We start from the raw sequence: 25,695 nt of genomic DNA on the forward strand, positions 1-25,695 counted from the left end.
GGGGCGTCCAGGTGCGGCAGGGATGCCGCCTCCAGCTTCCGTATCACCGCGGCGTACGCGGACACGGTGGCGGCCGTGATGCTGCAGCTGGAGAAGCCCAGCACGGGCTCCGCCTTCTTCGGTGGCTCCAGCCCCACCTCCTGCGCCAGCGCGGCGAACTTCTTGTTGTGCCACCGGTTGCCCTGGCTGGACGTGTCCTTGATCCGTCCCCGGACGAACGCGAGGGCGTGCGCCGACTCGTGGAGCATCGTCTCCAGCACTTGAGTGCCGCCCATCGCGATCGTCTCGCCCGCTACGAACAGCTCGGGACGACGGCCCGAAGCTGCGGCGTCGATCCAGCGCTCCGGGCTGTGGTGCCCCAGCTTCAGGTAGTTGCCCCGGCGCGGCTTCCCCGAGCCGGTCACGACCACGACGTCTGGAACGTCCGGATGCTTGCGCTGGATCGCGGCCCATGCCGCTTCCAGCGCGGTGATGATGCGGGTTCCCTCCCGAGTGACCATCACAAAATCCTAGCGTGTCCACGCTAGGACTTTGAGAGTGCTGCACCAACTTGGAACGGCTGACTTCAGCCGCTGGAAAGGCTGTTCCAACTGTCGGCCGCGAGCGCGGCGGTCACGCCCGGCCCCATGCGTCGTACTCCTGGCGGACGTACGGGCGGGCGCTCGGGTCCCACTCGATCGAGTCGGGTCCGCGCGGTCCGGAGACGAGGTGGCGGTGCTCGCGGTCGAACTGGGCGAGGGTCTGGGACAGTTCGACGGCCTCCCGCTGGTACCGCTCGTCCTCGGGCTCAGCAATCGCCATGCGGTCGGCCAGCGCCGCCCGGCGGAGTATGTATAGCCGCTCCTGCTCCTCATCGAGTTCCTGGCTCTGCTGGGCCTGGACGGTCAGCTGGGTGGAGATCCGCAGCAGCGCGGCGGCCTCCTGGAGTGGGTCTGGCGCGACGCGGTACGCGGCGTCCGGAGTGGGGGCGTCGAATCCGGCGCCGGTCTGCGGGTCGGGCACGTTTTTCCTCCCCGATCGTTGGGTGTGTACGGCGGTCAGCTGGTCGGGTAGCGGTCGGCGCGGGCGGTGTTCTCGGTGAGCCAGGGCCGGAAGTCGTGGGTGCCTCCGCCGGCGATGCGGTCGTGCCGTTCCTTCACCGTGGTGTGGTGCTGCCCGATCCCTTCACCCAGCTCGCGCCACGACATCTTGTTGCGGGCGTCGGCGGGCTCGCGGGCGATCAGCAACAGCTCTTCTTCGATGGCGGCCAGGCGGTTCTTCAGGCGGCGGATGTCGCGCAGGCCGTCCCAGATCAGCTTCTGCTGCAGGGGCTCCTCGGACTGGATCGCGTCCATGGCCAGGATGGCGGTGTTGGCCTCGCCCGCGATCTGCTGCTGCTTCCCGCCGTGGAACGCGAGCGTGTACGTGGACACCCCGTCGTTCCAGTGCGCGAGGCGTCCGGATGTCTCCCATACCTCCATGTCCGGTCGGTTGGCGGTCATCGGTTCGTCTTCCGGGTTCGGGAGGGGCTGGTACTGAGAGGTCATCATGTGCGGTTCCTTTCCTCGGTGTTGGGGTTCCCCAACACCTATGAATGTAGGGGTTCCCCAACACCCCGTGCAAGCGGTTCGGCACATCCGCGTCAGCCAGATCTGTGGCCAATCACCCGGCCCGGCTGGCGGGACGCCACCGCGAACGGGTATCTCTACGGACACGAGCGAACGGGGCAGGCGGTGATGGGGAGTTGACGCAGTTGGAGCTGTGGTGGAGGCGCGCGCCCGTGCCGGGCTCGCGCCGGTCTGCCCGCCAGCGCCAGGTCTCCGAACTGCACGCACAAGGGCTGTACGGCCCGACCCTGCGCGATGTCCTCCCGGGCTTCGTCGGTGTCGGCGTCGCGATCGGGTTACCGCTCGCCTTCCTCGTCTGGATGTACGAGCGCCTCGGCGTCCTCGGCCTCGTGCTGAGCATCGCGATCCTCGTCGGCCTGGCCGTCACACTGGTGCGCTGGCGGCAGGCAGTCGCCCGCCGACGGGGCGGCATCTACAGCGCGGCCCAACTCTCCGACCTGGACGAGCACGGCCTGGCGGTCGCCGCGCAACGGTTCCTGCGCCGCGACGGATGGCACGTCGTCTCGGTCCCCTTCAAGGGGCGGCCGCGGCTGTCCGCCCGCGACCGTACGGGCCGACAGCTGGACGTCACCTTCCGCCCGCCCGGCGCGTCCGCAGAGGGTGAACCTGGACGCGCTCCCCTTCGCGAGGCGGGGCGTCAAGGCGTCGACCGCATCATCCGGGTCATGGTCAACCCCGGCTCGTACAGCCGTACCGATGTGCTGTGGGCCAGTCGACAGGGCGGCGTCCATCTCCTCGACGGCGTGCAGCTGCGGCAGTGGGCCGCGGGGGCGTCACTCGACGACTTGGGCCTGCCCGCCGGGTAACAGTCCGCGTGACTGTTACCCGGGATGAGCTGGGAGACTTCTAAAAATGGGCCCCTATTTGAGGGCGCGTGCGTGGCTGCGGTCAATCCCCGCGCGCGGCCTTCGCCGTACGGACGCTCTCCTCCAGCGCGGCCATCAGATCTACCGCGGGCACCGCCTCCTGCAGCGGGGCCAGTTCGCCGCCGGCGGCCTTCGCCGTGACCAGCTGCTCAAGGGCATGGGCGTACTCGTCATGGAGCTCGCGTACCTCGATGCCGGTCAGCTCCCTGATCAGGACCTCGGCGAGCTCCAGCTCCCGGTCTGTGACCGGTGCGGACGGGGCAAGGTCGCCCGGGTCCCGCAGCTCGTCCTCCCAGAGCAAGGTCTGCAGGATGAGGATCCCGTGCCGTGGTCTCAGCAGCGCCAGGCGCTCGCGGCTCCTGATGGCGATCTTGGCCACGCCCACGTAGCCGGTACGGGCGAGCGCCTCGACCAGTAGCGCGTACGGCCGGTCGGCACCCGGGCTGTCGGGCCCTGCGTAGTACGGCCGGCTGTAGCTGATGGGATCGATGTCCTGCCCCGGGACGAAGCCGAGGACCTCGATGGTGCGCTTCGTCGGGAGCGGGAGATGCGCCAGGTCCTCGTCGGTGAGCGGGACCATGCGGCCGTCGGCCATCGCGAAGCCGCGCCCGACTTCCTCGTACGGGATCTCCCGGTTCTCGGCCTTGCAGAAGCGCCTGTGCTCGACCCTGGAGCCATCCGCGGTGTGGATCTCGTGGAGTCGCACCGGGTGTTCTTCGGTGGCCGCGTACAGCCTGACGGGCAGCGCGACCATCCCGAACTGGATCAGGCCGGACCACGTCGCCCTCATATCTCCAGCGTCAGCCGCCGCTGGTCAGGGCGCATCCCAGGGGTGCAGGGCGATGCGAGGCTGTCTAGCGGTCGGTGGCCTTGGGGTGCCCGGTGGAAGCGCGGTCGATCCAGACTGTGCGGCGCTCGACGTCGAGCAGGTACCAGATGCGGCCGCCGGCGGTGACTTCGATCTGCCAGCGGTCCATCGTCTCGCCGCGGTGGGTGCCGCGCGCGAGCTCGCCCTTGAGCCGGTGGTGGCGTTCGGTGCGGGTGGCCGGGGCCGGGTCGGTCCGCATGAGGTACCAGGCGGCGCGGGTGTTGCCCGCGGCCTGGGTGCCCAGCTGTTCCCAGCCCTTGGCGGCCTCTCCGTTGGCGAATCGGATGTCCCACTCGTCCGCGGCGGGCGGCGGTGCTGCGCGGTCGCCGCGCTTGGGGCTCACGCTGCCGCGCCGGGATCGGGCACGGGTCCGTAGTCCTCGCCCGAATCGGTGGTGAGCGCGGCGTACAGCTCGGGGTCGGCGTGCACCTCGGCGGTGTGCCGCCACTCGGTGATGAGCTGGGCGACGGCCGCCGTGTTGTCCAGCTCGGTGGCAGCGCCCAGGGCGTCGACCAGCTCGACGGAGAAGTCGCGCACGTCGTGCGCGGGGAGGTAGCGCACCCAGGGGAAGGTGGCGGGCAGCACGTCCAGCACCAGGGTGCGGCCCGCCGGCGTGCGCATCATTTCCACGAACATGCGGCTGGTCGCGCCCATCACCTCCTGGTCCTGCTCGGCTCGTGCGGCCGTGGTCAGCACCAGGTCCTCATCGCCTCGACGCCGGAGCACTATCCGGCGGGCGCCCCGGAGCGCGGCCAGCGTCGCCTTCGGCTTGTTCAGCAGATCCGACAGGTTCGTCTCCATCACGCTCATGAGTTGAAGCTTAGTTGACAAGTCTGCCGGATGGGAGGTCGTCGGCGGCGTGGTGGCAGCCGGGATCACTTCGGTGTGATGGTGAACGTCCACCGCCCCTGAGCGAACTGTACGTCGATGTAGTAGGTGCCCTTTTCGAGGTCGTAGACGTTCGTGTCGCCCGAGCCCGACCGGCCGATCTCGTTGACCAGCGACTCAAAGGCGGTTGTGTTGCCCGTGCCCTGCAGGGCGGCGACGAAGTTTGACCCGGTATCACCGGGGCCGAGGACGTTGTCCTTGTAGGTCCATTTGATGTTGTAGTCGCCCGACAGCTCCACTCGCTCGGTCTTCTTCTGGCCCTTGCCGGAGAAGGTGACGGCCTTGCCTTCGGTCTGGGCCGTCGCTGACGGGGTGGCTGAGTTCGTCGCCGTTGGGGCGCTGGCCGAGGTTTCGACTTTGACGGGAGTGCTCGTCTTGCCGTCCGTGTCGCCGACAACCGCTGCGATGATCAAAATCAGCAGGAAGATGCCGTACCCGACGCAGCCGAGGATGCCGGTCACCAGCCCGGCGATGGCCATGCCATCACCCTTCTGCCCGGTCCGCTTGATCTCCTTGCGGGCCTTGCTGGCAAAAATGACGGCCAGCGGGCCGGTGATGAGGCCGACGAACGGCACGACGAGGGCCGTTATACCGGTGACCAGGGACACCACAGCCTTGCCACTGGTCTCTGGCTGCGGCTGATTCTTGGGGTACTGAGGCTCGGCGGTACTCATTACAGCTCCTCTACGGGCAGCATGTGCCCGGAGCGCGCGGTCCGCTACTCGAAGACATGCGAAGCACATGAGTGCCGCTTGCCACCGCCCACGTGCCACCGTCAGACGGCGACGGCCACCTTCGCGCTCCGCTCCAGCGCCTGCCGCAGCAGCTTGTGCGGCTTGGCGGACACCTGGCCGTCTGCCGCGAGATGGTAGGAGTCACCGATCCGTACGGGGTCGATCGAGTCCGCCGGCACGAACGCCACGATCTCGATGGCCTTGGCGGTGGGCAGCGGCATGTTCTCCAGGTCCTGGTCGGTGACCTCGACCAAGGTGTCCTTGGAGGCCTCGTACGCCCTGCCGACCTCGTCGTCGCGCAGCTGCTTCCCCTCGATCTCGCAGACCTTGCGGTACCGGATCCGGCCCATGTCCTCGGTGTGGATCTGGTGGAAGCCGATGTTGTGGTTCTCGGTCGCAGGTAGCACCTTGATAGGGATGGTGACCAGGCCAAACGAGATTGCCCCGCTCCACACAGGCCTCGGCATGAGACACCTCCTCCACCCGCTGGGATTCCAGCCTAAACGGCATAAAAGACACAGCATGCGGACGGAGCTGAACGGATCACTGGGCCGGTGAACCCCGCCAGCCGGCCTAAGCGCACTAAAGGGGCAATAGCGGATTTGATGCCCAGGTGGTATCAAAATGCTCACACGGACGCCCAGGCGCCGTGTTCTGAGCCGAATCCTTTCTCCTGAAAATTGCAGCTCTGGAGTTCCACTCGGCATTCCGCCCGGGTCTAGACCTGTGCATGAAAAAGACGCTGGTCGGGAATGTGAACCCCGGCCGGCGTCTCTTTTATAGAGGGAGGTTCTAAACCCCGGAAGCTTCTCCCGTAACCATCTGCGAGGGAATTCGCACCTTACCCATCTCGGCGAGCCGACGCTCGGAGGGGAACTCGTAGGTCCGGTACCCGGTGACCACCAGCTCCTTGTCGCGCAGTATCCGCATCGCCGTCTCAATGGTGGCCCGGCTGATGGAGAGCGCCGCAGCGAGGTCGCTCTGGGAGGGGCCCTCCAGCATCCGCCCGAAGCGCGAGTTGGGGACCGCGCAGCCGTGCAGCAGGTGCACGAAGAGCCCCGCCAGCCGCTGCTCAGGGGGCAGCATGTGCCGGTTGTAGACCTGCTCACCGACCGCAAGCCGCTCGGTTATCGAGTTGCCGAGCGCCATCATGATGACGGAGTTGTGCTCGGTCATCGTCCGCATCCGCTCCAGCGGCGCGGCGAGTGTGTATGTCGTGTTCAAGCACCAGGTGGAGGGCGCGTTCAGCTGCTCGTTGAACACCTCGGCGTCGCCCAGCACCGCGCCCGCCCCCAGGATGCGCACGCTGGTGGCTTCGCCGTACGTCGACTCCTCTGCCACGCAGCCGCTCAGGATGATGTGGACCATCGAGCTGACCGTGCCGCGCAGTTGCTGCTTGCGCTCGTACGCACGCGCCGAGGTGTTCGCGACGAAGTCCCCCAGGAACGCGCGCGGGACCTTGGCCAGGAACGGGTTGTGGTCGAGCAGCGCCCGCTGGCCAGAGACGCGGTAGTCGACCCGGCCGGTCTCCTCGTTCCGCTCGTAGAGCGAGGTGCCGATCAGCATGGGCCGTCGCCTGATCCGGACCTCCCTGGCCCCCATCAGACCGCTCCCATCCCGGTCTGCGGTGCGGGCGGGACGGTGGTGGGTGAGATCGACCTGTTGCCCGGGGGCGGGGCCGGAGGGGAGGTGTAGCCGGGGGTCACCGGCGCGGGTACCTGGACCGTGACGGGCTCGGGCCGCAGTGGTTCCAGCACGTGCGGGATGGCGATCACCAGTCCTGCGATCGCTGCGATCACCGCAGCGATGCGTGCGGGGGTGGAAGAGAGGTACTTGACGGTCAGCACGACCGTCCCGGCCAAGATTGCAACGATCAAGACTGACGCTGCGAGAAATCCGTTCACAGACGGAGCCCTTTCACTTCTTCGTGATCGGTTATTTGGAGGGTGCAGCCGGGTAGTGCATTTGAAGATCACCGTGGATTGGTGGTCCACTCGAAATCGCGACCTTCTTGATCGGGCAGGATATAACACGGACATGCGGTTACGGAAACGTCACCCTGTCGGCATGGATTTAGTGCGGCGCTGATGCACTGCGTACGGGGATGCATTCCTTGAATCGAGGGAGTTACCCGAGGGTAGACGTGATAAATCCCTAACCTTAGGGAATGGATTCGGGGCAGGCACCGTTACATTCAACAAGCTGACGTTGAGCCTTGGAGGGTGCAGCATCAGCCGTCGGGTGGGGCCCCAGGGGGTGGTGCCCCGGGGGCCCCCCGACTCCGCACAAGCTTCCTACCAGGGAAGAGACAACCGAATGAACGGCTCATCATCCTGAGTGGCGGCGCGATGGCGTCGCCACTCAACGTTTTTCGGGGCGCTCGTGCTCGACTCGGTCAGAGGGGCGATACCAGCGTCAGCCGACTGAGCCGCGTGTGACCTGAGCCACACGAGAGCCTCCCGGGACGGGCACAGAGGATCGCTCTTCTCCCATGCCGGGCGTCTGCCGACACAACGATACGGTGCACCACTGACAGTCCGGCCAAACGGGCAAATGTCAGTGGGGGCCGCGCTGTTGGACCGGGTCCACTACCGGGCCCTGAGCAGGTGCCTTCCTCGTCGATCCCTCCCGGCAGGTACTAACGCGAGTACCTGCTGAGGGCAGCTCGACGGGCAACTAGCCGATCTCGAGGGCGTCCGAAGGAGGCGAACCGTCCCCTTCTTGATGTGCACGATCAGCTCCGCCAACTCAGTGGCGGCTGTGCTGTCAGGTCAGTCCGGCGGCGGCGTTGTCGTCCCAGCCGTCGTCGCGCTGCATGTAGCCGAGCATCGAGCGGGAGTGGCGGGCCCAGCCGCCCTGGTCGGCGATGGCGATGCCGTCCTTGCCCTGCTTGCGGCCGACGGAGGCCAGTCCGATGCGCAGGGAGTGGCCGGTCCAGTGGATCGGCACCCCGGCCCGCTCCGAGATCCGTTTGATCGCGCGGGTGACGGAGTCGGGGCTCATGCCGCCGGTGACGTTGCCCCACTGGTCGATGCCGACGAAGGCCGGGGTCGACGGGTCGGCCCACTGCTGGCCGTGCTCGGCAACCAGCCTGGTGCGGTAGGAGGTCCAGGCCCGCACCGGGCACAGCTCGGGGTCCTGGGCGTAGCCGATCTTCGCGTTGCGCACAGAGTGCTTGGTCTTGCCGGTGAGCACCGCAACGACCAGGCCGCGCGCGTGCAGGGTGACGTCGCTGGTCTGTAGTCCGGCCGGGTCCTGCGAGCGGGAGGCGTAGTTGAAGCCGGTCAGCACCAGCGCCTTGTCCCGGTCGCCGCTCAGGGTGTCGGGGCAGGAGCGGACGATGGCACGCAGGCCGCCGACGTCGGCGCTGACCGCCTGCCCGCGGCCGCGCCGCTCCCCGGCCTGCAGCAGCTTCACCGCCAGGCCCTCCAACGCGGCGCGGGCCTCGCCCTGGTCGTCTCCGCTGACCGCGACCTTGCGCTTGCGCAGGCCGACGACGGCGGCCGCGAGGTGGGTGCTGGCTGAACTCGGGGCGTAGCCCTTCCCGTTCTGCTGGCCCTCGCGCAGCATCCAGCTGACGAACGCGATGAGGGCGCCGCGGCTACCCTCCCCCTCCGGCAGGCCGGTGGCGGCGGTGAACCGCAGCCACACGCGCCACGACTTCGCGTACGTGTCGAGCGTGTTGTCGGGAGTGATCTCGGCGGCAACCGCGTCGGCGAGGTCCTCGGCCTCGGCGAGGCGGCGGGCTGCGTCGACGCCGTGACGTTCGGCCCATCGCTCGAGGAGGGCTTGGCGCTCGTCCAGCACCGCAATCGGTGCTGGGAGGGTCAGCGCTTCATCGGCGACGTCGATCACCCTTATCCCCACTCACCGTCGAAGCCGTAGTCCTCGGGACCTTCGTACTGCCGGCCGTACCGCTGCTCGTCTTCCAGGTCGCTCCAGCAGATGCCACAGAGGATTGTTCCGGTGTCTCCCTTGGCGTCGATCGGTCGCATGCACCGTTCGCAGGGCACAACGGTGGGGAACGCCATGGCGCAGGAAAAGCAGACGTGGACCGGCTTCGCGGGGTCGCTGCGGACGCGAACGGCCCACCCGAGCGTTTGCTGATCGCACTGCGGGCATGTGTTGAACTCGCTGGGCTCTTCCTGGTCTTGCCCGATGAAATAGCCCAGCAGCTCCTCCGGATCCCAGCCGCGCGCGCAGAAACGGCAGGTGGCGAGTTCGGACGCGGCAGTCGAGTCCGGCCCCTCGCACAGCACGAGGGCCAACTGCTCGCACTCGGGGCACTCGATGGTGCGGTTCTCGACGCCTTCGCTCTTCAACTCCCCGCCGAGCCGGTTCATCCGCTCGCGGACAAAGGAGTTGATGGCAGTCAGGCCGCCGCGGATGCTCGCCAGCATTGCCTCGGCCTGCGCCTTCTCCTGGCCGTCGTGAAGGTAGGGGACGAGACGGTCGTCGATGAAGCGGACCAGGAAGTCGAGCACCTCCGCCGCGCGGGCCTCGGCCACGCGCGCATCGAGGCTGGATCCGAAGTGCTGGAGCTTGTTGCGGTCGTCCCTCAGGTCCTTGAGCGCCTTCCGCTCCGAGTCCGTGAAGGGCACGCCCACGATGTTCCTGAGCCGGGTAATGGCCGCCTCGGTGGTGACACTCTTGAAGTCTGCACTGTCCCGCTTCTTCGGCGTCGCCTCGTCGGCGTTGGCGAAGACGAGGGTCCAGTGCTCCGCATACAGGCGCGCCTTGAAGAGCACCTCGACGGCCGCCTGGAGGTGGAGCACGGCGTACTTCACGTCCCGGTCTGTCACCTCGGACTGGTTCTCGTCCAGGTGGTCGACGACGCTCGCCAGGTAGTCCAGCCCGTTGCGGACGGGCGGGAAGTCGAGCTGGGGAGGTGCGGAGCGTCGCATCCGCCGGACTCGCTGCCGTGGAACGTCGTCCGATGTCGCAGCCGCCGACGTCGTCGCGGCGACCCCGTCTTCTCCGCTCTCTTGTGTCGGTGCCATCAGCCGTTCCCCGCCCCCTGTTTGACCCGTCGCCATGTCCGGGTTTGTCGCGTCGGATAAGGAGAGGTTATCCGACGCGATCACCTCCCGGGGCCGGTTGCCCGCGATTCACGGACGCCTGTCCGGGAGGTTGGCCGAAAGTAGCTGCACAAGACGGGTTGAGACCCATGTATAAGAGGGGAGGTAATGCGTTGCACAACACGTGCAGCACTCGACATGGAATGAGGAATCACGTTGGGCCACGTCCGTCCACTCGCCAACGGCCTGCGCACCGACCATCCGGTGCCGGGCCTGCCGTTCGTCGACGACTCCCACATCCCCCTCAACGAGGGGCCCGAGGCCATCGAGGCCGTCGGCCGCCACGAGGCCAGCGGCATGTGGGGCCGCTTCGACCCCAACCGTGAAGGCGGCGGCTGGCACGCCTTCACCACCGACCCTCTCCAGCACACCTTGGGCTGGTCGGTGCGCTACCACCCCGAGCACGGCCGGACCGTGCTGCTGATGAGCGACGGCGCCACGGCGTTCCTGCACAGCCAGTGGTCGCAGGACCAGCTGCTGTTCCGCGCCGGCGGCTACTGGTGGGACGGCACCAACTGGTACCGGCCCGGGCAGGTCTGGGATCCCGTCGAGGAGGACTACGAGCGGCGCAAGGCCCGCGCCGCCGTCACGGTCAGCGCCGCCGACATGCTCGACGGCCGTGCCGACCCCGCCCGGGCGTACATCGGCAAGGTCACCACCTTCGATCCCGAGGCCCCGGCCCCGGAGAACTGGCTCGACCACCTGACACTGTGGACCGAGCGCCACCAGGAGCAGGACGGCGCGCTGCCCCTGGAGAAGTGCGTGGTCGACGTCGCCAGTCCCGAGCTCACCGGCGCCCAGTTGCTCGGCATCCCGGAGATGGCCGAGCTCGGCGGCATCACCGCGTCCACGCTGCGGGCCTACATCTCGCGCAGCAACAGCGAGGTGCCCCAGCCGCAGGCGATGGTCGGCGGCCGCGCCCAGTGGGCGCGCGCGGTGGCGCAGGACTGGGTGGAAGCGCGCCAGCGCTCCTCGGAGGGCATCCGGGCCACCATGTCCGCCGGCGACCGCGACAACCTCTCACCCGGCGCGGCCGCGGTGCGAGACCGGTTCGCCGCCGACTTCCAGAACACTCTGTGGGGACGGCCGGACGTGCGAAAGCGGTGGATCCTGCGTCAGCGCAACGAGACGTCCGTACGCGAGGTCGCCGACACCCTGGCCTGGAGCGTCGCGGCCAGCCTGGACCGCATCCTGCCCACCGACATCCTGGGCCCGACCGTCCAGGGCGCCGTGCTCAACGACCTCGCCGAATCCATCGAGCTCCACGAGCACGGCAAGAAGCGGCAGAAGGACGCGTCGGAGAAGGCGTCCTGGTGGCACCTCAACCTCACGTTCCGCGTGGCCAAGATGCTGGACTGGTACATCCGCCATCACCCCGACGCCGCCCAGTGGTGCATCGGCGACATCATGCGCGAGGCCCACAGGCGGTGGGACGTCCCGCCCCAGCAGACGATCCGCACGCTGAGGCAGGCCCTCGCCCTCGACGGTGAACTGAGCGAGGAGGCCCGCGAGACGTACTTCGCCCTCCTCACGCCGCGCGAACACACCGACTGACCGCGTACGCCCAACAGCAGGGGCCGGAGCCAATGACAGTGGCTCCGGCCCCCTGCGCGCGACTGTAACCCGCCACGGTGCAGCCATCCACGCCGTGAACAACCGCGAGGTACTGCGGGACGCGTTCAAGGTCCACTCCCGTACGGCGGGGCGCTCCTATTACGGCCTCGGGGAACATCGGTACAGCCGTTGGCGCTGAGAACGATCATGGCTCCGTTGGCATGAGGATGCTGACGCGGTTTTCGTACTCGCGGCGGGCCTTGCGCTGGGCGGGGACCGCGGGAATGCCGTGGCCCCCGTCGAGCGGCTGGCAGCGGGTGAGGAGTCCGAGGTGCACGGCGGGGACGGCGTTGACGCGCAGGGTGTAGCCCTGGCCGCGTCGTACGTCCCCGTCGGGCGCTGCTGCAGCGGGTGCTGTACCTCGGACCGCTCCGGCGTCCACTTCGTCGCGGGACAGTGCAGCTCGGCGGGGGCTCTCACGGTCCGGATCCCGGCCTGTCAAGACTTCTCACAGCAACACCATTTTCCTGGTCCGTTCCTACTCGGAGCCCAACTCGTCTCACATGTAACGTGGTTGGCCGTGAGCAGCACCGATGGGGATGCCAACGAGACCGCCGAGCCACTCGAGATCCACGTTGACGCTCGAACGACTCTCTACTTCCACGGCCCCGTGCGCGCAACCCACGCCGCCGGGCCAGACTGGGTGATCCCGGTCATTGCTACGGCGAGCGTCCTGCCCTTCATGCAGGCGCTCGCTGCCGAGGCTGGCAGGCGCTCGTACGAGGCAGCCCGCGAGCGCGTTCGTAATCTGCTGCGCCGGGAGGGGATGTCCACACCACGCTATGACCTCCAGATCAATGTCCGAGAAGACACGTCTGGGCTCACCTTCGCTGTACCGGCGAACCTGCCCGATGAGGCTCTCGCGGCTTTGGCCGTCACGGATCTTGAACGACTCGTGCAGCCTGAGCATGGCATCCCGCCGAACGTCATCTACTGGGATGCCGCGGCCGGGAATTGGCAGAGCAGCCGATAATCTTGGAAGGGCTTTCCGCTGCCTTGCAGCTGATGTCCGAGCTGGGACTCAGGGGCAACGCCGTTCGCAGCCGACGCCGCCCTGGTGCCCGCTGGCTGACGGCCCGCTTCAGTCGGCGGCCGCCTCGTCCTCATCATCGTCCAGCTCCGGCGCATCCGGGTCACGCTGCGGGCGCAGGGCGCCGACGGCCGGGGTGGAGGCGGTGAAGCTGTAGCGGCCGAGCAGGTTCAGGTTGCGGTGCTTGAGCGGAGACAGGCGGGCGATGTCCTCCTCGCGGATCTCGTGGCCCTCAGCGCGGAAACGAGTGCGGCGGTACCGTGCTGACGATGTGACAGAGCGCCCCGGAGGCTCGACCCTTGGGGCGCGGATGGAGGGGGAGGCGGATGAGCCTCAAGGCAAAGTTCTACCTGCTGATCGCGCTCATCGTGATTGGCGTGCTGATCGGCCTCGGCAACCCGCCATCCTCCTGACCCGTCGTCAGCGGCGCGCCTTGTCGCCGCGGCCGTCCTGGCGGGGTACGTCGGATTTTGCGGGTCGAGTGGCGTGGGCGCTGATTCCGCTGCTGGCGGATGAGGTCTGCGCCGGCTGGCTGGGACGGGAGACGGCGTCTCGGTCGGCGTGCGTGCTGATGCCCTGCCGCATCGTCGCCACCGGTCGGGTAACGACGGCCACGGCCTGTTTGCTGGCCGGGTCGTAGCTGTCGCGGCGGGCGGCCACGATGTCGTCGCCCATGCCCGGGATCAGCCGGAACAACATCGCGCTGGCAAACACGGCGATAACGATGATGGCCAAACCCGAAACGATCGCGTTGGCAGGGTTGGTGTTCGGCTCACCGCCAGAGAGCGCAGAGGCGAGCATCAGCACGATGACGATGATCGGCTTTACAAGGATGATCGCCACCATCATGCCGACCCATCGGCGGACCCGACCCCAGAGGTCACGGTCAACCAGCCCCGCGTAGACGACCGTGCCGAGCACTGCGCCGACGTAGAGCAGCGCGGTCCGTACCACCAGCTCCAGCCACACCACTCCGGCGGCCAGGATCGACACTCCGGCAAGAATGATGCGCACGAGGGGGCCGCCGCTGTCGCCGCTCTGCTCCTTGCGCAGGGCTGCCGAGAAGGCCTCGAAGAATTTCGCTCCGGAGCTGCCGCCGGCGAGCGCGTCGGTGATGCTGTCGACGGCCGACACCACGGTGTAGAGGATCAGGGGTGTGAATGCCGATGCGAGAACGGTCAGCCACAGCAGGCCGACGGCTTCGCCCATTGCCCGGGTCAGTGGCACACCGCGTACGGCGCGCTTGGTGATGGCCCACAGCCACAGCAGGATCGTCAGGAAGGCGGATGCGGCGAACACCACGGCGTACGTCTTCACGAAACTTCCGTTGGCGAAGTCAACGTCGCCGGTCACTTTCACGGCGTTCGAGAGCTGATCCACCACCCACGCGGCCGCCTTGGCGAATCCGTCCGCCAACGACTGCAGGGGATCGAGTGCGTCCGTGGGGTCGTTGAGCGCCGGGCCTCCGCCTCCGCCGGTCGTGCCGTCTTCGCAGTAATCCCGTGCCAGGCCCTTGATCAGATCGCACTTGTTCTCTGTGGGTGAGGGGGAAGGTGTGGGTGCGGCGTGGGCGCTCGATGCCACGGCGATCGTTACGGCGGCACCAGCGACGGCAGATACACATGCGCGGGCCGCGGTACGTGCGGACACATCAACCCCCAGGCAGAGCAGTGAAATACGAGCTTCGCACGCGCATGCAGGTAGCGGCACCTGGGTGCCCGAGAAACAGACACCACGGCTACCGTCGTCCGCGAAGATGACCAAGAGGCGGAGGGGCGCACCAGATGAACACAAGCAACGGCCACGAGCAGGGCAGTCGTGTCAACGGCCACGCGGGAACGGCGCGCCTTCGATCGCCCCGTAGGTCTCGGCGCACCCTCATAGCCGCCGCCGGGGTCGTCGTCCTCCTCGTCGGAGCGATCGCTCTCACCGGGCGGGACTGGGACAGTGACCCCGGCTCGGCTCAACCGGCGCCCACAGACGGCTCCTCGTCCGCCGGGACGGTGCACAGCCAGCGAGGGGCGGAAGGCGCGGCCGCGCGCTATGCCGCGACCCTGGGCGGGGAGGGCATGTTCACCCCCGAGGCCCGGCAGGCGATCGTGCAGTCGATCGCCGACCCTGCCAAGCGTGGAGAGCTGCAGGCGGGCCTCGATGCGGACTACTCGACTGCCTTCAACGAGCGCATCGGCCTGGACGCCAGCGGGAGGCCTCCACAGGGCACGGTCTTCGTCAGCAGGACGATGCCGGCCGGGACGACCGTGGAGGTATACGAGGGCGACACGGCAACCGTGGCCGTCTGGTGCTCGGGGCTCTTCGGCGTGACCGGCAAGGACTCGAAAGCGCCCGTCAAGACCAACTGGTTCACCATGACCATGAAGCTCAAGTGGGCCGAAGGCGGCTGGAAGCTGACCGCGTTCACGCAGACGGACGGCCCCGAGCCCGCGCGGGGCGAGTTCGGCCAAGCTCCGCCGCTGTAGACAGCTGGTGGATGCCGGTCAGGGCAAGCAAGCACCTGACCGGGTCTCTCGTACCGTGGTGGCATGACCGCTCCGCCTCCGCCCCCGGTATGGGTCAAGCTGCCGGACGGCCAAGAGCTCCGCGGCCGACTCCACGCCAGGCTCCAGACGACCCGCGCGTGGATGTACAAGGTCGGGTTGCCGATGTGGCAGGGCACCGCAAAGGAGTGGGTGGAGCCTGCTGAGTACGTGGTGTGGGTGCCAGCCGACTACGTCCGGCCGATCGAGGGAGCCGATTACGACTCGGTACCCACGCAACGACTGCAGTCTGATGCTCCGCCTACGGATACCCGGTGGGCGTGGACCGTGCAGCGGCTCCAGGGACCTGACGGACGCGTACGCGGCACGGTGGTGCACTCGTACGACTGCGAGAACAGTCCACGCGGGGCGACGGAACTGAATCTGGACGAGGCGCTGACGGCTCTGCGGCGGCCAGGAGCATCGGCCTGCAAGGAGTGCGATGCGGCCGCGGCGCTCACACCGCTGGTGTAGAGCCGATCATCACTGCGGCGACTCCGCCCCTCGAATGACCATGACCGTACGGAAAAGGACTGCCACCCTGGCCGGTACCCGGGTGCGTTGGTGGCGAAGATAGTCGGTCAACTGCTGCACATGCGAACCCCTGTTCGGGCGGGAAGTGGGCCCTCCCTTCGGTCGGGGCTGGACATGTCGGGAGGGCCGATCCGGTTCTCTCCCTCGTCATCTGCAGGCCGGTGGGAGCTGGGCCGGATCGGCCCTCCCTCCTGCAATATGGACGCTCCGCGGCCCCTTCTGTTTCGGGCCTGCGGCCCGGTGAGAGGCAAGGACGGGCCTGCGGCCCGGCTGTGTTCCGGCTCCACCCGCGCACCCTCCGGGTGCCCGGAGCGGGTGGAGCGAGGACCCCCCCTAGTGAAACGGACAGAGATTCCCCAAGGGGTTCTGCCGTCTCACTAGGAGGGGGTCATCACGTGCTGAGGTGCGTACTCCGGTACGCCCATCGAGGCATCGCATCAGACCGGGCAGCGGGGATTACTCGCGCCCTGGGACCGGGATGTGCAGGAAGCTCTGGAAGGTCGCAACTCCGGGCGCTCTGCGCGCCCGCCGGCTCGGGTCCACCTTGTTCGCCACGGAATCACTCCCGCGGCAAGGCCGGTCGCGGCTCCTGCTCGATTCACCATTTAGCGTCTACAGCGCTCTCCCGCCCATCAGGGGCTCAGGTGAGCTACCTCTGCCTTACTCTCCCGGTGGCTGTGGCCGGGGTCGGTCTTGGTAACGCGGACCGTTCTCTACCGCGGGCTGTATCCGGACTCCCACGCTTCGCCAAACGGGGCCTCGGGCCGGTTTCCTGGGACCGGTCTCCCTGGGTGCTGTCACGACTCCGCGCCACCACGGCGGGCCGCGTCCTGCAGCGACGTACACGAGCAGGACGGGCGGGCCTCTGGCGGGCAGATCCCCAACGGCCGAAGGCCTGAGGAAACGGGTACGCGACGGCATGACCTGCACGAACTCCCGTACGGACACACCGAAACGAGGGCACGCTGGGCCGCCATCGCAGCAATGAGCTACGATGCGAATGCCTTTCTACGATGCGTGGAGAGAGCACACGAGAGGTGGGCGTCGGCCTAGAAACCGACACCTGGTTCGCGTGCTAACTGCAGATAGGGACTCTCAGGCCGTGCCTGGCAGCTTGGAGACTGAGATGTCCCGCCGAACGAGCGGTTGCCCTGGCTTGAAGGTTCGAGCCGGGGCTTTTCAGCGCGTCCGGACGTTAGTTATCCGGCCTGGGGCAGCTCCTCGTCCGTGGTTCCGGCTTCTCTTGCTGCCTTCGACGCGCGCCGCGACTTCCGGATCGACTCGCGCCGGTGCAGCTCTACGAGGGCTTCTCGGAGCACTTCAGCCCCGGAGATGCCCAGGTCGTTGACCAGCTCTTCGTACAACGTCCGTACGTAGTCACCGGGCTTCAGCATCACGGTGGCGCGCAGCGGTCTGTCGGGCGGGAAGACTCCCGTCCGTCCTGGTTGCTGTCGTCCACGTACTGCCACGGTCGAGATCCTAGTGCCTAAGTGATCAGTGTGGTCCACACTTTCGTGCGTGTCGTATTGGTTCTCCCGTGACGCGGGAGGCTAGTTGGCGTCTTCCCGTGTGACAGTTCGAGGCCAAAATCCCCGGGATTCAGGGGCTGACAGCCTCACTGAGAGACGCGAGGCGTCGCTGAATGTCTTCCCGCGCACCACTCTTTCCGGGGACCCTTGTCCGGAGGGTGACGAGGTTGACGGCCAACTCCCGAATCAAGTCCGGGGTGGTGACGTGGTGCCAGCAATGGTGGGCGCGGTCGACCGCGGCCGTGACGTCGAGGTGCGTCTCGCTCTGTCCCGTCGTCAAGCGGGTGATGGCGGCCCGCATCCACAGGTCGCACGCGCGGGCATGCTGCCCGGCCTGTCGCGCCAACTCGCCTTGAACCTCGATCCAGTGGACGGCTTCCGGGCTCTCCAGCCCGTGGGCGCGTATCGCTTCCTGCTCCCAGGCTGCAGCCATGGCGGCGGCTTCGCCGTGGCGTCCGGCGGCGGCCGCCTCGAACAGCGGCCGGTGAGGATCCTCGACCGCCTGGCGCGGTGCGGCCGGCGCGGGCTCGGGCTGTGGCTCGACCGTGCGCGGGGGCTCGGGGGCTGCCGCCTGCTGGTGCTCGATGTGCGGCTGCTCGGCAGGCAACGCGTCACCGAGCCAGAGCGTGGACGCTTCCTCGAGCGCGGCGGCTCGGACGGCCTGACGGTGCAGCGCCGTTGTGCTCGGTCGCTGGGGCGTGGTCCTCAGGATCTGCGCGAGCGCGTGCGTGTACGAGGGCGTGGGGCGGTGACGGCGGTCGTGCAGCTGCACCGCGCCGTACAGGTCGAACGGCCCCGCCAGATACGCCTCTCCGCTCCTCAGCGCCTGCCACACATCCGCGTCGGCGGTCGCGTCGACCAGCACCGCGGTGCTGCCGTGGGCGCGGTGCTGCAGCTCCGCCGCGAGCCAGTGCCACGGGAGGGCGGTGTACCGGACCGTTCGCGCCGTAGTGCGGGCCAGAGCGAGGTGTACGAGGTGCTGGCGTGCATCGAGCTGGAGGTGTCCGGCCAGATACACGAGCAGCGGGCCCTGGGTTGCGGCGGCTGTACGTATGGCGGTGAGCACGGTGTTCGGGTCGTCCGGGTTGGCCAGCTGCACGGCGGACGCGTACGCGGTGCCCACGAGATGCGCCGGCGGGACGGCCGCAAGCTGGGGCAGCACCGCAGTGACGGCCATCGGGGCGCGTACGGGCGGCTCGGTGGCTACCAGCAGTGCGTATCCAGGGTGTTGGGTCTCTGCCGTGCTGGTCGCCATGTCCAGCACCGTAACCGCGGCCGATCACGGAACGCACGGCGTTAGTGACGCGCGGTCTGTCGCCGTACGGCTTGTGCGTACGGATCCGCTCGGCGACAGCCAGACCTCTTCCTGAGCTGGAGGTTCCCTCCTTGGGCGGCAGGCTCCGCCCTACCGCGGTCGTCGTCGGGCTGCCAGGCTCGCGCTCGCGCGACCGCCGAAGGCGGCTTGGCATGGTTGCTCGGCGGCGGCTGTGGTTGCCTTCGGTGCTGCCCAAGGAGGGGGCCACCAGCGTCCACTCCCGACCTACCACCCACGATCCGCAGCCAAGATCGTTGCCCCCACGCCCTCCGCAGGGTGGCCCGCCGGAGGCAAAGAGTCCTGACCTGGACTGAATCCGCCCAGTGATCACTGCGGGTGTACGCATTCTGACCCATTGTCAGTGGCGGGTGCTTCGATGTTTCGTTGCGCGGGGAACGCATCGACCACGAGGGGGACGCTTTGCCATTCATCGGCAAGTACGTCAGGAAAGACGGCACGGAGGTCTCGGCGTACCACCGTTCGGCTCCGGGCTCCAGACATCAAATGACGCTGATAGGTGTGGCCGTGTTAGTGGTCTGGGGTGTGAGCGGGCAGAACGTCACCGTGCACACGCCGGGCAGCGGCAGGGTGCCGCGGCCGCAGAAGTCGGTGACCTATCCGATCGTCTTTCCGAAGACCGACAGGGCACCGCGGCCGCAGAAGTCCGTGACTTATCCGATCGTCTTCCCCTCTTCGGGGAGCCAGCGGTGAGCCGGCGGCCGCCTGCGCGGCGGCGGACACGTCGGAGGCGCTCGCGGAAGTCGCAGAGGGACGTCGAACTGCTGCTGCTGGTCGTCGCCCTGGTGGCGGCCGCCGGGCTGTTCCTCGCGGTCGTCAACTGGCTGGCCGCGCACTGGTGGCTCCTGGTCGTCGTCGGCGTCCTCGCGGCGGCCGCGGGCGCCTGGTGGCTCTACCAGCGGGCTCAGCGCGCTCAGTGGGACCAGGTCCGTGCCCAGGGGCTGCGCTACCAGCTGTCGCAGCTCGATGCCCTGCATCACCGGCAGTTCGAGCACGCGATACGGGACCTGATGCACCGGGACGGATGTCGGGACGCGCTCCAGGTCGGCGGTGCGGGTGACAACGGCGCGGATGTGAAGGCGACCGATCCATACGGGCGGCGGTGGGTGATCCAGTGCAAGCACCGCCGTAACGGGCTGGCCGGGTCGGCGGTCGGGACGCCGGATCTGCAGGTCCTCAACGGCACGGCACGGCCGGTGCACGGAGCGGACGTGGTGGTGCTCGTGACCAACGGCAAGTTCTCGCGGCCTGCGCTGCCGTTCGCGAAGACCCAGCGGATACACCTGGTCGACCGCCACTTACTGGGGGCTTGGGCGGCGGGCTCGCGCCCGCTGTGGGAGCTGCTGCAGCGGATCCCGCCCCCGCGGAAGGCCACGCCGCTGTCGTGAGTGGCTGTCGCCAATTGGCGACAGTTTGAGTCGGGGCCCGTCTCGATGGCGGGCCCTTCGTCATGTTGCAGATGCGGGGCAGAGGCCGGTCGGTACACGGGATCTCGGCGGGTGGCGGTACCGTCCCGTGCCATGACTACATCTCGCCCCGTTCCGGTGCTGCCCTCCGAGGGGCGCCGGGTAGCCATGATCGGGAAAGGCGGCGCGGGCAAGAGCACGTTGCTCGCGCACTGGCTGGCCTACTGGACGTCGTACGGAGTCTCCTGCATCGGCATCGACACCGATGTGCCTGGCGATGACGAGAACGGCACGTTGTACGAGCACGCGCAGGCGGTCGACCTGGGAGCGCCGGTCTACCCCGCGCCCGCCATACACCACATCCGCAATGAGGCGCTGCGGCTCACCCCGGAGAAGGGCCTGGGGGCCCTCGATACGGGGGCATGGGAGCGCAAGGCGGCTGGGCCACATATCGCCGTGCTGAGCGCGGTCGACCTGGCGGTGCTGTGTATGCAGCCCACGAAGAATGAGCTCAATCGTGCGGCCTCGGTCCTGGGCGCGATTCAGCAGCTGGAGGCCACAGGTGCGCGGGCACCGCAGCTGGTCATTCTGCTGACGATGGTCGACCGCAGCGCGGCCTCTGCGGACGATATCGACGAGATCCTGTCGGAGGCCGGTTACACCGTGCTGCGCTCGCGCTTCCACCAGTCCAACGGTCGGGATGGGTTCGCCCAGTCCTTCGGTGAGCCGATCAAGGTTGTGGAGGGCTCGGAGATGGACACGATGGCCCGCGAGATCCTGGACGTGGTGTCCCGGTGAGCAAGGCATCGGACAAGGCCAAGAAGGCTTTTGGGGCAACGCTCGTCTCTGGTCTGCAGAGCCGGGGCGGTGGGGCTCAACTGCCTGCCCAGGCCGCCGCGAGCAAGGCCGTGGACATCTCACCGGAGGCACGGCTCGCGGAGCTGGAGAGCCGCATCGAGTCCTCGGTGGCGCAGTACCAGCACAACCTTCGGCAGCTGCAGGTCCGCCACCGTCAGGAACTGGGCCTCTTGCTGGAGGAGATCCGCAACGGGGAGCTGTTCACCCTCGCTGGCTATAAGCGGTTCGGTCACTACATCAAGGGCCGATGGGGCTGGGACCGGTCGTACGCATACCGGTTGATGGACCTGGCCCTGGTCCGGCGGGCGCTCGCTCCACTGGGGCCGGCCGTGGTCGACGCCCTGCCGGAGGGGCAGGCCCGGCCGCTGGCGACAGTGGTCCGCTACAACGGTGACGAGGCGGCCCAGGGGCTGTTGTTGCGCTCCCGGGAGGCTGCAGAGGAGTCCGGGAAGCGGCTCACTGCAGCGCTGATCCAGGGGCGTCGTGATGCTGAAGGACTCGGCGTCCGCCCCTCGGAACTGTCGCCAATTGGCGACAGTTCCGACGAGGACGAGGTGGTCGACGCGGAGCTGGTCGACGACGACGCGGCGGAGCTGGTCAATGGGGAAATCCGGGCTGCAGCTGCGGCGGCCGAGAAGGCAGTGCGCCTGTTGGACGAGGCGCTGCAGCGGGACACGGCTCCGTACGACCTGGGGGAAGCTGCCAAGGATCTGAGCCGGGTCCGCTCGGCTGCGGTGAAGCTGCAGCGGCGCGCGGACGTCGTGCCTGGCCGGGCCGACGCGTAGCTGCGAGCACAGCGAAGGGCCCCCGCCACTGGCGGGGGCCCTTCGGTATGTGCGGCGCGGTCAGTTCAGCTCTGCCTGCTGCGCTGCCTTCAACAGAGCCTTGACGTCGAGCTCCTGGCCCGGCTCCAGGACGCGCTGCTGGCGCGCCTGCGAGGCGGCCACAATCGCCTCGACCTTCGCCTCCTCCGTCCTGTGCTTCCACTGCTCGATGGCCACCCGGGCGCTCGCCTCGGTGACGGCGAGCCGCCAGGCGTTCGCCCCGCGGGTCTCCTCCATCACCCGCTCGTGCTGCTGCTCGCGCGCCTCGCAGCGGTCGGACCGCCACATGGGCGCGCACACCGCGTACACCCCGGCCGTGGCGGCGGCCCACAGCAGCGCAGCCAGCTGCCAGTTCGGCGTCCAGGCAGACACCCCGGCGACCGCGAGCACCGCGCCCGCGGCGAACGAGATGCGCATGGTGTCGTTGTCGCCGTGCTGCTTGGCGGCGGCTACGCACCCGGCGCTGCCCGCGAGCGCGGCCAGCGCACCCGTGATCCACAGCGGCATGGTGGAGCCGTCCGGGATCTCTTCGTTCCACGACCACGCCATCGCGGACACGGCGGTGGTCGCGATACCCGGCGCGAAACGGCCGAAGTTGTCCCACAGCCAGCGGGCGGCGGACCGCGTCGCCAGCGGCGGGGCGGGCCGGAACGTGTCCGGCACCTGCGGCCGGTGGGCCTGCTCGATCAGGTAGAGCGCCGGATCGAACGGCGCGGGGCTCTTGTCGGTCACAGCGCTATCTCCTGTCCTTCTCGGTCTCGGTCGATTTCCTGTTGCTGGGCCGCTTGCTGGCCCTGGTCGCGGCGCTGGCGCTCCGCCTCCTCCCGCTCCCGGTTGTTGGGTCCGTCCTTGCCCCAGACGGTCACCTCCCCGGGCTTCCAGCCGCTCTCGGGCTCGGCTATGGATGCCACTTCCGTGTCGCGGTACATCACCGTGCCGTCCAAACGGACCTCGAATCCGGGGTCGCCCTTGGCGTGCTTCAGGTCGTCGCGCACCACGCGGCTGCCGTCGATCGAGATGCCGTAGCGGTCCAGGGAGACCTCGTGGCCGTGGCGCTCGACGGTCACCTTCGACCGCCCGCTGTCGAATGCCTCGCGGTCGAACTGCCAGGGGTTGAATTCCTCTTCCTTGCTCACCGGGCCACCTCCTGGTCCGCCAGTTCGGCCAGCACACGGGCGTGGCACGGGTCGCCTTCGGCACACCAGCAACCGAGCCGCCGGCCGCGCAGCTTCGGCACCTCGCGGGCGACTAGCTGCGGGCGCTCGCCCAGCCAGGCCCGGTACTTCTCGACCACCTGGGCGGCGTCGCCGTGGCGGCCGACTTTGAAGGGGTTGGCGAGCGGGTGGCCGTGCAGCTTCCACCCGCCCTGGTACATGGGGCGGCCGACGTACAGCACGTCCGCGAGCGCGGGGTCGTCCTGGTGCGCGTGGAGGTCCACCACCGTGGTGGCGGCCACGGGGGAACTGTCGCCAATTGGCGACAGCTGCTCGGCCTCCGCCGGGGCCGGGCCCGCCGTGATGGCGGGCTCCGGCTCGGTGGCGAACATGGCCAGCTGGTAGCCGCCGTTCATCTCCTGCGGGTCCTTGCGGGACGCCATTACAGGACCTCCAGCAGACGGGAGGCGATCCACTGCGCGACGTTTGCAGGAACGGCGTTCCCGGCCTGCTTGGTCTGCTCGCCTCCGTGGCCCAGCACCGTGTAGTCGTCAGTGAAGCGCTGGGCACGCAGGTGCTCGCGGGCGCTCAGCATCCGGAAGTAGCAGTCCTCCAGCTCGATCTCCGCAGGGACCGTGTCCGCTCCCAGCACCACGCCCGCCGACTCTCGCGTCGCAACGGTGTGCAGCGGCGTGGCGGTCGTGGTCGGCCCGCCCTTGCGGTACGGGATCACCAGACCGTGGTGGTTGCCCCCGGCGGTGATCGCGGCGAGCGGGTCGTTGATCCCCCGGGTGGTGCTGCCTCCGCCGCGGTGTTCGGTGATGAACGGGCCCGGCAGCAGCAGGGCCTCGCTCTCGGTCGTGGTGCGGGTCCGCATCGGCACGGTGACGGCTGCCGTGTCGCGGTTCCATGAGCCTCCGGTGGGGACCAGCATCGGCGGGATGGCGATCCCGTCGCCGATCCTCACCGTGCGGGTGGGCAGTGGAGCAGCGAGTGCCGGGAAGGCGCGGCCGTCGCCCTGGTCGGCGTGGTTGACCGTGACCACGGACGGCACGCGGTGCTTCTCCAGACCGAGCCGGATCTTGCGCAGGGTCGCGGCGGCCAGCGGGCGCATACCGCGTGCGGGCCGGTCGCCGATCCGGATACCGGCATCGGACCAGTTGATCGCGGTGGCGGCGGGGCGTACGTAGGGCTCCACGATCTGGTGGCGGCATCGAGTGTGCGGGCACCTAAAGTCGTACTGCTGCCGGTACTTGCCGATCGTCCGGCCGTTGCGCCATGCCTGAACCGCGCGCACGTCTTCGCCGCACCCCGAGCACCAGGCCAGCGGACGGACGCTCAGGTCCGGCGCGCGCATCTCCCGGCGGGTGAAGACAACGAAGATCCGGTCCCGCCACTGGGGGGCGTGGGGGTTGTCGTCTCCACCAATGTGGGCGGCGGTGACGGACACGATCTGGTGCCGGAAGCCCAGGATCTCCATGCCGTGCAACCACCACGAGAACAGCGGCCAGGCGGTCGCGAAGCGGGGGACGTTCTCGCAGACGACCGCGTCAAAGTTGTGGACCTCGGCGGCGCGCAGGATGTCGTACGCGGTGGCCCGGGTCCGCTCCCAGGCTGCGTCCTGGATCGGGCCCTCTTCGAGCAGGTCGAGCTGACCGGCGGTGGGCGCCGCCTTGGGCCGCTTGACCCCGTCGGCGGGGCTGCCTTCGGTGCAGATCGGGGAGCCGACCAGCACGCGGGCCTTAGGCAGGCGCCGCATGTCGTAGTGGTCCAGATCGACGCAGAGGTGTTCAGCCTCGGGGAAGTTGGCTGCGTGGGTCTCGACTGCCCGGTTCCAGTGGTTGGCCCCCAGCACGACATCGAACCCGGCGCGGCGGAACCCGTCGCTGTCCCCGCCAGCTCCGCAGAAGAGGTGAATGGAGGTCGGGCGGGAGGTGGCAGAACGGCGCGTCATCGGGACGTCTCCTCTCCCAGCAGTCGTGCGGCGGTGGCCTCGTCCAGCTGCTCGCGGACCTTGGCGAGCAGGTCAGCGGGCGGCACCCATAGGCCCTGAGCGCCCGTCCAGGGCACCGAGAGGGGGAGGACGGTCACCTCGTCCAGGACGTGGTGGAACTGGCCGCTGGCGGACCAGGGGGTGCACTCCCCGTCGTCCTCGTGGCAGTCGACGATCCGGGCGACCGCGAGCACGGCACCGAGGTCCAGCTGCAGCCCGCGCACCACGGCGGCCACCATGGGGCCGTGGCGCCGGTCCAAGGTCTTGCTGGAGTGGATGAGGACCGGCCCGCGGTACGACGTAGGCCAAGTCCGGTTCTCGATCCGCTTGTCGGCGTAGGCGATGGCGGCCGCCCACGGCTGGCGGATGGTCAGGGCCCTCGTCATACGACCAGCCCCACCACGGCCCGGCCCATCGCCCACAGCACCAGGGCGGTGACCACGGCGACGGCAACGAGCGGCTTGGAGGCACGGAGCAGTGCCCTGAGCCCCACCGACAGCAGCAGCGCCGCGAGCGCTGCGGTAAGCCCGTAGGCGGTGAGGGCGGTCACCAAGGTTGCGATCAGGGTCCGGCCGATCTCCAGGGAGGTCAGCGCGACCAGGGCGGAGAAGAGCAGCCCAGCGAAGGCGATCAGGCGCTCGCGGAAGGCGATCACTGTCACGCACCTCCCTGCGAGGCCACGACCACGAAGGTGCCGGTGGTCAGGTCGTAGTGGACGTGTGCGGTCGGGTAGTCGGCGGCGCGGTACTCCCCGGCCAGCCACTCCGCGCGGCTGTCGGCGCGCAGTTCGCTGTCGGAGATCCGCTCCAGGACGACGGTGTTGGTGCAATGCGACATGGGTGTGC

Annotated in this window: 29 protein-coding genes and 3 pseudogenes; 9 read left to right on the top strand and 23 right to left on the bottom strand. The window is 68.6% G+C overall.

The window, feature by feature from the left end; genetic code table 11:
- The 3 genes and pseudogenes from ABZS64_RS33395 to ABZS64_RS33405 all read right to left on the bottom strand — a co-directional run.
- Nucleotides 1–500: pseudogene (locus ABZS64_RS33395) on the bottom strand (hypothetical protein); the annotation flags it as partial.
- A 112-nt stretch (nucleotides 501–612) separates the two neighbouring features.
- Nucleotides 613–1,002: a hypothetical protein gene (locus tag ABZS64_RS33400; RefSeq protein ID WP_355837808.1), complete on the bottom strand. Its 390-nt coding sequence runs from the start codon at nucleotides 1,000–1,002 to the stop codon at nucleotides 613–615.
- Between the two features lie 35 nt (nucleotides 1,003–1,037).
- Nucleotides 1,038–1,481 (bottom strand): hypothetical protein, encoded by a 444-nt coding sequence (locus tag ABZS64_RS33405; protein ID WP_355837810.1) that lies wholly within the window; start codon nucleotides 1,479–1,481, stop codon nucleotides 1,038–1,040.
- A 278-nt stretch (nucleotides 1,482–1,759) separates the two neighbouring features.
- Between ABZS64_RS33405 and ABZS64_RS33410 the strand changes: the two genes are divergently transcribed.
- Nucleotides 1,760–2,413, top strand: a complete 654-nt coding sequence (locus tag ABZS64_RS33410) for a hypothetical protein (RefSeq protein ID WP_355837812.1) — start codon at nucleotides 1,760–1,762, stop codon at nucleotides 2,411–2,413.
- A gap of 82 nt (nucleotides 2,414–2,495) precedes the next feature.
- Here the strand turns inward: ABZS64_RS33410 and ABZS64_RS33415 are convergent, their stop codons facing one another.
- The 9 genes and pseudogenes from ABZS64_RS33415 to ABZS64_RS33455 form a co-directional block, all read right to left on the bottom strand.
- Complete coding sequence (locus ABZS64_RS33415; RefSeq protein WP_355837814.1) at nucleotides 2,496–3,263, bottom strand: Ku protein; 768 nt, start codon at nucleotides 3,261–3,263, stop codon at nucleotides 2,496–2,498.
- Nucleotides 3,264–3,327: 64 nt separating this feature from the next.
- Nucleotides 3,328–3,684 carry a hypothetical protein gene (locus ABZS64_RS33420; protein ID WP_355837816.1) on the bottom strand — a complete coding sequence of 119 codons (357 nt, stop codon included), beginning with the start codon at nucleotides 3,682–3,684 and terminating at the stop codon, nucleotides 3,328–3,330.
- Nucleotides 3,681–4,151: a DUF6247 family protein gene (locus tag ABZS64_RS33425; RefSeq protein ID WP_355837818.1), complete on the bottom strand. Its 471-nt coding sequence runs from the start codon at nucleotides 4,149–4,151 to the stop codon at nucleotides 3,681–3,683. The genes ABZS64_RS33420 and ABZS64_RS33425 overlap by 4 nt, the downstream gene beginning before the upstream one ends.
- Before the next feature lie 65 nt (nucleotides 4,152–4,216).
- Nucleotides 4,217–4,903: a DUF4190 domain-containing protein gene (locus ABZS64_RS33430; RefSeq protein ID WP_355837892.1), complete on the bottom strand. Its 687-nt coding sequence runs from the start codon at nucleotides 4,901–4,903 to the stop codon at nucleotides 4,217–4,219.
- A gap of 12 nt (nucleotides 4,904–4,915) precedes the next feature.
- Nucleotides 4,916–5,430 (bottom strand): annotated as a pseudogene (locus ABZS64_RS33435) (Ku protein); the annotation flags it as partial.
- Nucleotides 5,431–5,755: 325 nt separating this feature from the next.
- Entirely contained in the window at nucleotides 5,756–6,565 is an 810-nt protein-coding gene (locus tag ABZS64_RS33440) for a Crp/Fnr family transcriptional regulator (protein WP_355837820.1), read from the bottom strand.
- Entirely contained in the window at nucleotides 6,565–6,825 is a 261-nt protein-coding gene (locus ABZS64_RS33445) for a hypothetical protein (RefSeq protein WP_355837822.1), read from the bottom strand. Before ABZS64_RS33445 ends, ABZS64_RS33440 begins: the two co-directional genes overlap by 1 nt.
- A 904-nt stretch (nucleotides 6,826–7,729) precedes the next feature.
- Nucleotides 7,730–8,818: an integrase gene (locus ABZS64_RS33450; protein WP_355837824.1), complete on the bottom strand. Its 1,089-nt coding sequence runs from the start codon at nucleotides 8,816–8,818 to the stop codon at nucleotides 7,730–7,732.
- A gap of 2 nt (nucleotides 8,819–8,820) precedes the next feature.
- Complete coding sequence (locus ABZS64_RS33455) at nucleotides 8,821–9,867, bottom strand: serine/arginine repetitive matrix protein 1 (protein WP_355837826.1); 1,047 nt, start codon at nucleotides 9,865–9,867, stop codon at nucleotides 8,821–8,823.
- 330 nt (nucleotides 9,868–10,197) lie between these two features.
- On the opposite strand from ABZS64_RS33455, the gene ABZS64_RS33460 reads away from it, so the two are divergent.
- Nucleotides 10,198–11,595: a hypothetical protein gene (locus ABZS64_RS33460; protein WP_355837828.1), complete on the top strand. Its 1,398-nt coding sequence runs from the start codon at nucleotides 10,198–10,200 to the stop codon at nucleotides 11,593–11,595.
- Between the two features lie 580 nt (nucleotides 11,596–12,175).
- Nucleotides 12,176–12,628 carry a hypothetical protein gene (locus ABZS64_RS33465; protein ID WP_355837830.1) on the top strand — a complete coding sequence of 151 codons (453 nt, stop codon included), beginning with the start codon at nucleotides 12,176–12,178 and terminating at the stop codon, nucleotides 12,626–12,628.
- Between the two features lie 108 nt (nucleotides 12,629–12,736).
- On the opposite strand, the pseudogene ABZS64_RS33470 reads toward ABZS64_RS33465, so the two are convergent.
- Together ABZS64_RS33470 and ABZS64_RS33475 are read right to left on the bottom strand one after the other, a co-directional pair.
- A pseudogene (locus ABZS64_RS33470) lies at nucleotides 12,737–12,925 on the bottom strand (hypothetical protein); the annotation flags it as partial.
- Nucleotides 12,926–13,105: 180 nt separating this feature from the next.
- Complete coding sequence (locus ABZS64_RS33475; RefSeq protein ID WP_355837832.1) at nucleotides 13,106–14,269, bottom strand: hypothetical protein; 1,164 nt, start codon at nucleotides 14,267–14,269, stop codon at nucleotides 13,106–13,108.
- A gap of 200 nt (nucleotides 14,270–14,469) precedes the next feature.
- Between ABZS64_RS33475 and ABZS64_RS33480 the strand changes: the two genes are divergently transcribed.
- Entirely contained in the window at nucleotides 14,470–15,162 is a 693-nt protein-coding gene (locus tag ABZS64_RS33480; protein WP_355837834.1) for a hypothetical protein, read from the top strand.
- 63 nt (nucleotides 15,163–15,225) lie between these two features.
- Nucleotides 15,226–15,693, top strand: a complete 468-nt coding sequence (locus ABZS64_RS33485; protein WP_355837836.1) for a DUF6233 domain-containing protein — start codon at nucleotides 15,226–15,228, stop codon at nucleotides 15,691–15,693.
- Nucleotides 15,694–16,952: 1,259 nt separating this feature from the next.
- Here ABZS64_RS33485 and ABZS64_RS33490 read toward each other — a convergent pair.
- Both ABZS64_RS33490 and ABZS64_RS33495 read right to left on the bottom strand, forming a co-directional pair.
- Nucleotides 16,953–17,222, bottom strand: a complete 270-nt coding sequence (locus ABZS64_RS33490) for a hypothetical protein (RefSeq protein ID WP_355837838.1) — start codon at nucleotides 17,220–17,222, stop codon at nucleotides 16,953–16,955.
- A 130-nt stretch (nucleotides 17,223–17,352) separates the two neighbouring features.
- Nucleotides 17,353–18,537, bottom strand: coding sequence for a hypothetical protein (locus ABZS64_RS33495; RefSeq protein WP_355837840.1), 1,185 nt, complete (start codon nucleotides 18,535–18,537; stop codon nucleotides 17,353–17,355).
- A 579-nt stretch (nucleotides 18,538–19,116) separates the two neighbouring features.
- Between ABZS64_RS33495 and ABZS64_RS33500 the strand changes: the two genes are divergently transcribed.
- The 4 genes from ABZS64_RS33500 (at nucleotide 19,117) to ABZS64_RS33515 (ending at nucleotide 21,664) form a co-directional block, all read left to right on the top strand.
- Nucleotides 19,117–19,308, top strand: coding sequence for a hypothetical protein (locus ABZS64_RS33500; protein WP_355837841.1), 192 nt, complete (start codon nucleotides 19,117–19,119; stop codon nucleotides 19,306–19,308).
- Nucleotides 19,305–20,003, top strand: coding sequence for a restriction endonuclease (locus tag ABZS64_RS33505; RefSeq protein ID WP_355837843.1), 699 nt, complete (start codon nucleotides 19,305–19,307; stop codon nucleotides 20,001–20,003). The genes ABZS64_RS33500 and ABZS64_RS33505 overlap by 4 nt, the downstream gene beginning before the upstream one ends.
- Nucleotides 20,004–20,135: 132 nt before the next feature.
- Complete coding sequence (locus ABZS64_RS33510) at nucleotides 20,136–20,819, top strand: hypothetical protein (RefSeq protein ID WP_355837845.1); 684 nt, start codon at nucleotides 20,136–20,138, stop codon at nucleotides 20,817–20,819.
- Complete coding sequence (locus ABZS64_RS33515; protein ID WP_355837847.1) at nucleotides 20,816–21,664, top strand: hypothetical protein; 849 nt, start codon at nucleotides 20,816–20,818, stop codon at nucleotides 21,662–21,664. The genes ABZS64_RS33510 and ABZS64_RS33515 overlap by 4 nt, the downstream gene beginning before the upstream one ends.
- A gap of 60 nt (nucleotides 21,665–21,724) precedes the next feature.
- On the opposite strand, the gene ABZS64_RS33520 is transcribed toward ABZS64_RS33515, so the two are convergent.
- The 7 genes from ABZS64_RS33520 to ABZS64_RS33550 are packed head-to-tail and all read right to left on the bottom strand — an operon-like array spanning nucleotide 21,725 to nucleotide 25,687.
- Nucleotides 21,725–22,435 carry a hypothetical protein gene (locus tag ABZS64_RS33520; RefSeq protein ID WP_355837849.1) on the bottom strand — a complete coding sequence of 237 codons (711 nt, stop codon included), beginning with the start codon at nucleotides 22,433–22,435 and terminating at the stop codon, nucleotides 21,725–21,727.
- Complete coding sequence (locus tag ABZS64_RS33525) at nucleotides 22,432–22,839, bottom strand: hypothetical protein (RefSeq protein WP_355837851.1); 408 nt, start codon at nucleotides 22,837–22,839, stop codon at nucleotides 22,432–22,434. Before ABZS64_RS33525 ends, ABZS64_RS33520 begins: the two co-directional genes overlap by 4 nt.
- Nucleotides 22,836–23,300, bottom strand: a complete 465-nt coding sequence (locus ABZS64_RS33530; RefSeq protein WP_355837853.1) for a DUF4326 domain-containing protein — start codon at nucleotides 23,298–23,300, stop codon at nucleotides 22,836–22,838. The genes ABZS64_RS33525 and ABZS64_RS33530 overlap by 4 nt, the downstream gene beginning before the upstream one ends.
- The gene (locus ABZS64_RS33535; protein WP_355837855.1) at nucleotides 23,300–24,811 is read right to left on the bottom strand and encodes a DNA cytosine methyltransferase; all 1,512 of its coding nucleotides are present in this window, start codon (nucleotides 24,809–24,811) and stop codon (nucleotides 23,300–23,302) included. The genes ABZS64_RS33530 and ABZS64_RS33535 overlap by 1 nt, the downstream gene beginning before the upstream one ends.
- A complete protein-coding gene (locus ABZS64_RS33540; RefSeq protein ID WP_355837857.1) occupies nucleotides 24,808–25,236 on the bottom strand; it encodes a hypothetical protein in 429 nt (142 codons plus the stop codon). Before ABZS64_RS33540 ends, ABZS64_RS33535 begins: the two co-directional genes overlap by 4 nt.
- On the bottom strand, nucleotides 25,233–25,511 hold the full coding sequence (locus ABZS64_RS33545) for a hypothetical protein (RefSeq protein WP_355837859.1): 279 nt from the start codon (nucleotides 25,509–25,511) through the stop codon (nucleotides 25,233–25,235). The genes ABZS64_RS33540 and ABZS64_RS33545 overlap by 4 nt, the downstream gene beginning before the upstream one ends.
- Nucleotides 25,508–25,687: a hypothetical protein gene (locus ABZS64_RS33550; RefSeq protein WP_355837860.1), complete on the bottom strand. Its 180-nt coding sequence runs from the start codon at nucleotides 25,685–25,687 to the stop codon at nucleotides 25,508–25,510. Before ABZS64_RS33550 ends, ABZS64_RS33545 begins: the two co-directional genes overlap by 4 nt.
- Between the last annotated feature and the right edge of the window lie 8 nt (nucleotides 25,688–25,695).

This window comes from Streptomyces sp. NPDC005408, assembly GCF_040606445.1.
In the GTDB taxonomy this organism is placed as follows: Bacteria; Actinomycetota; Actinomycetes; order Streptomycetales; family Streptomycetaceae; genus Streptomyces.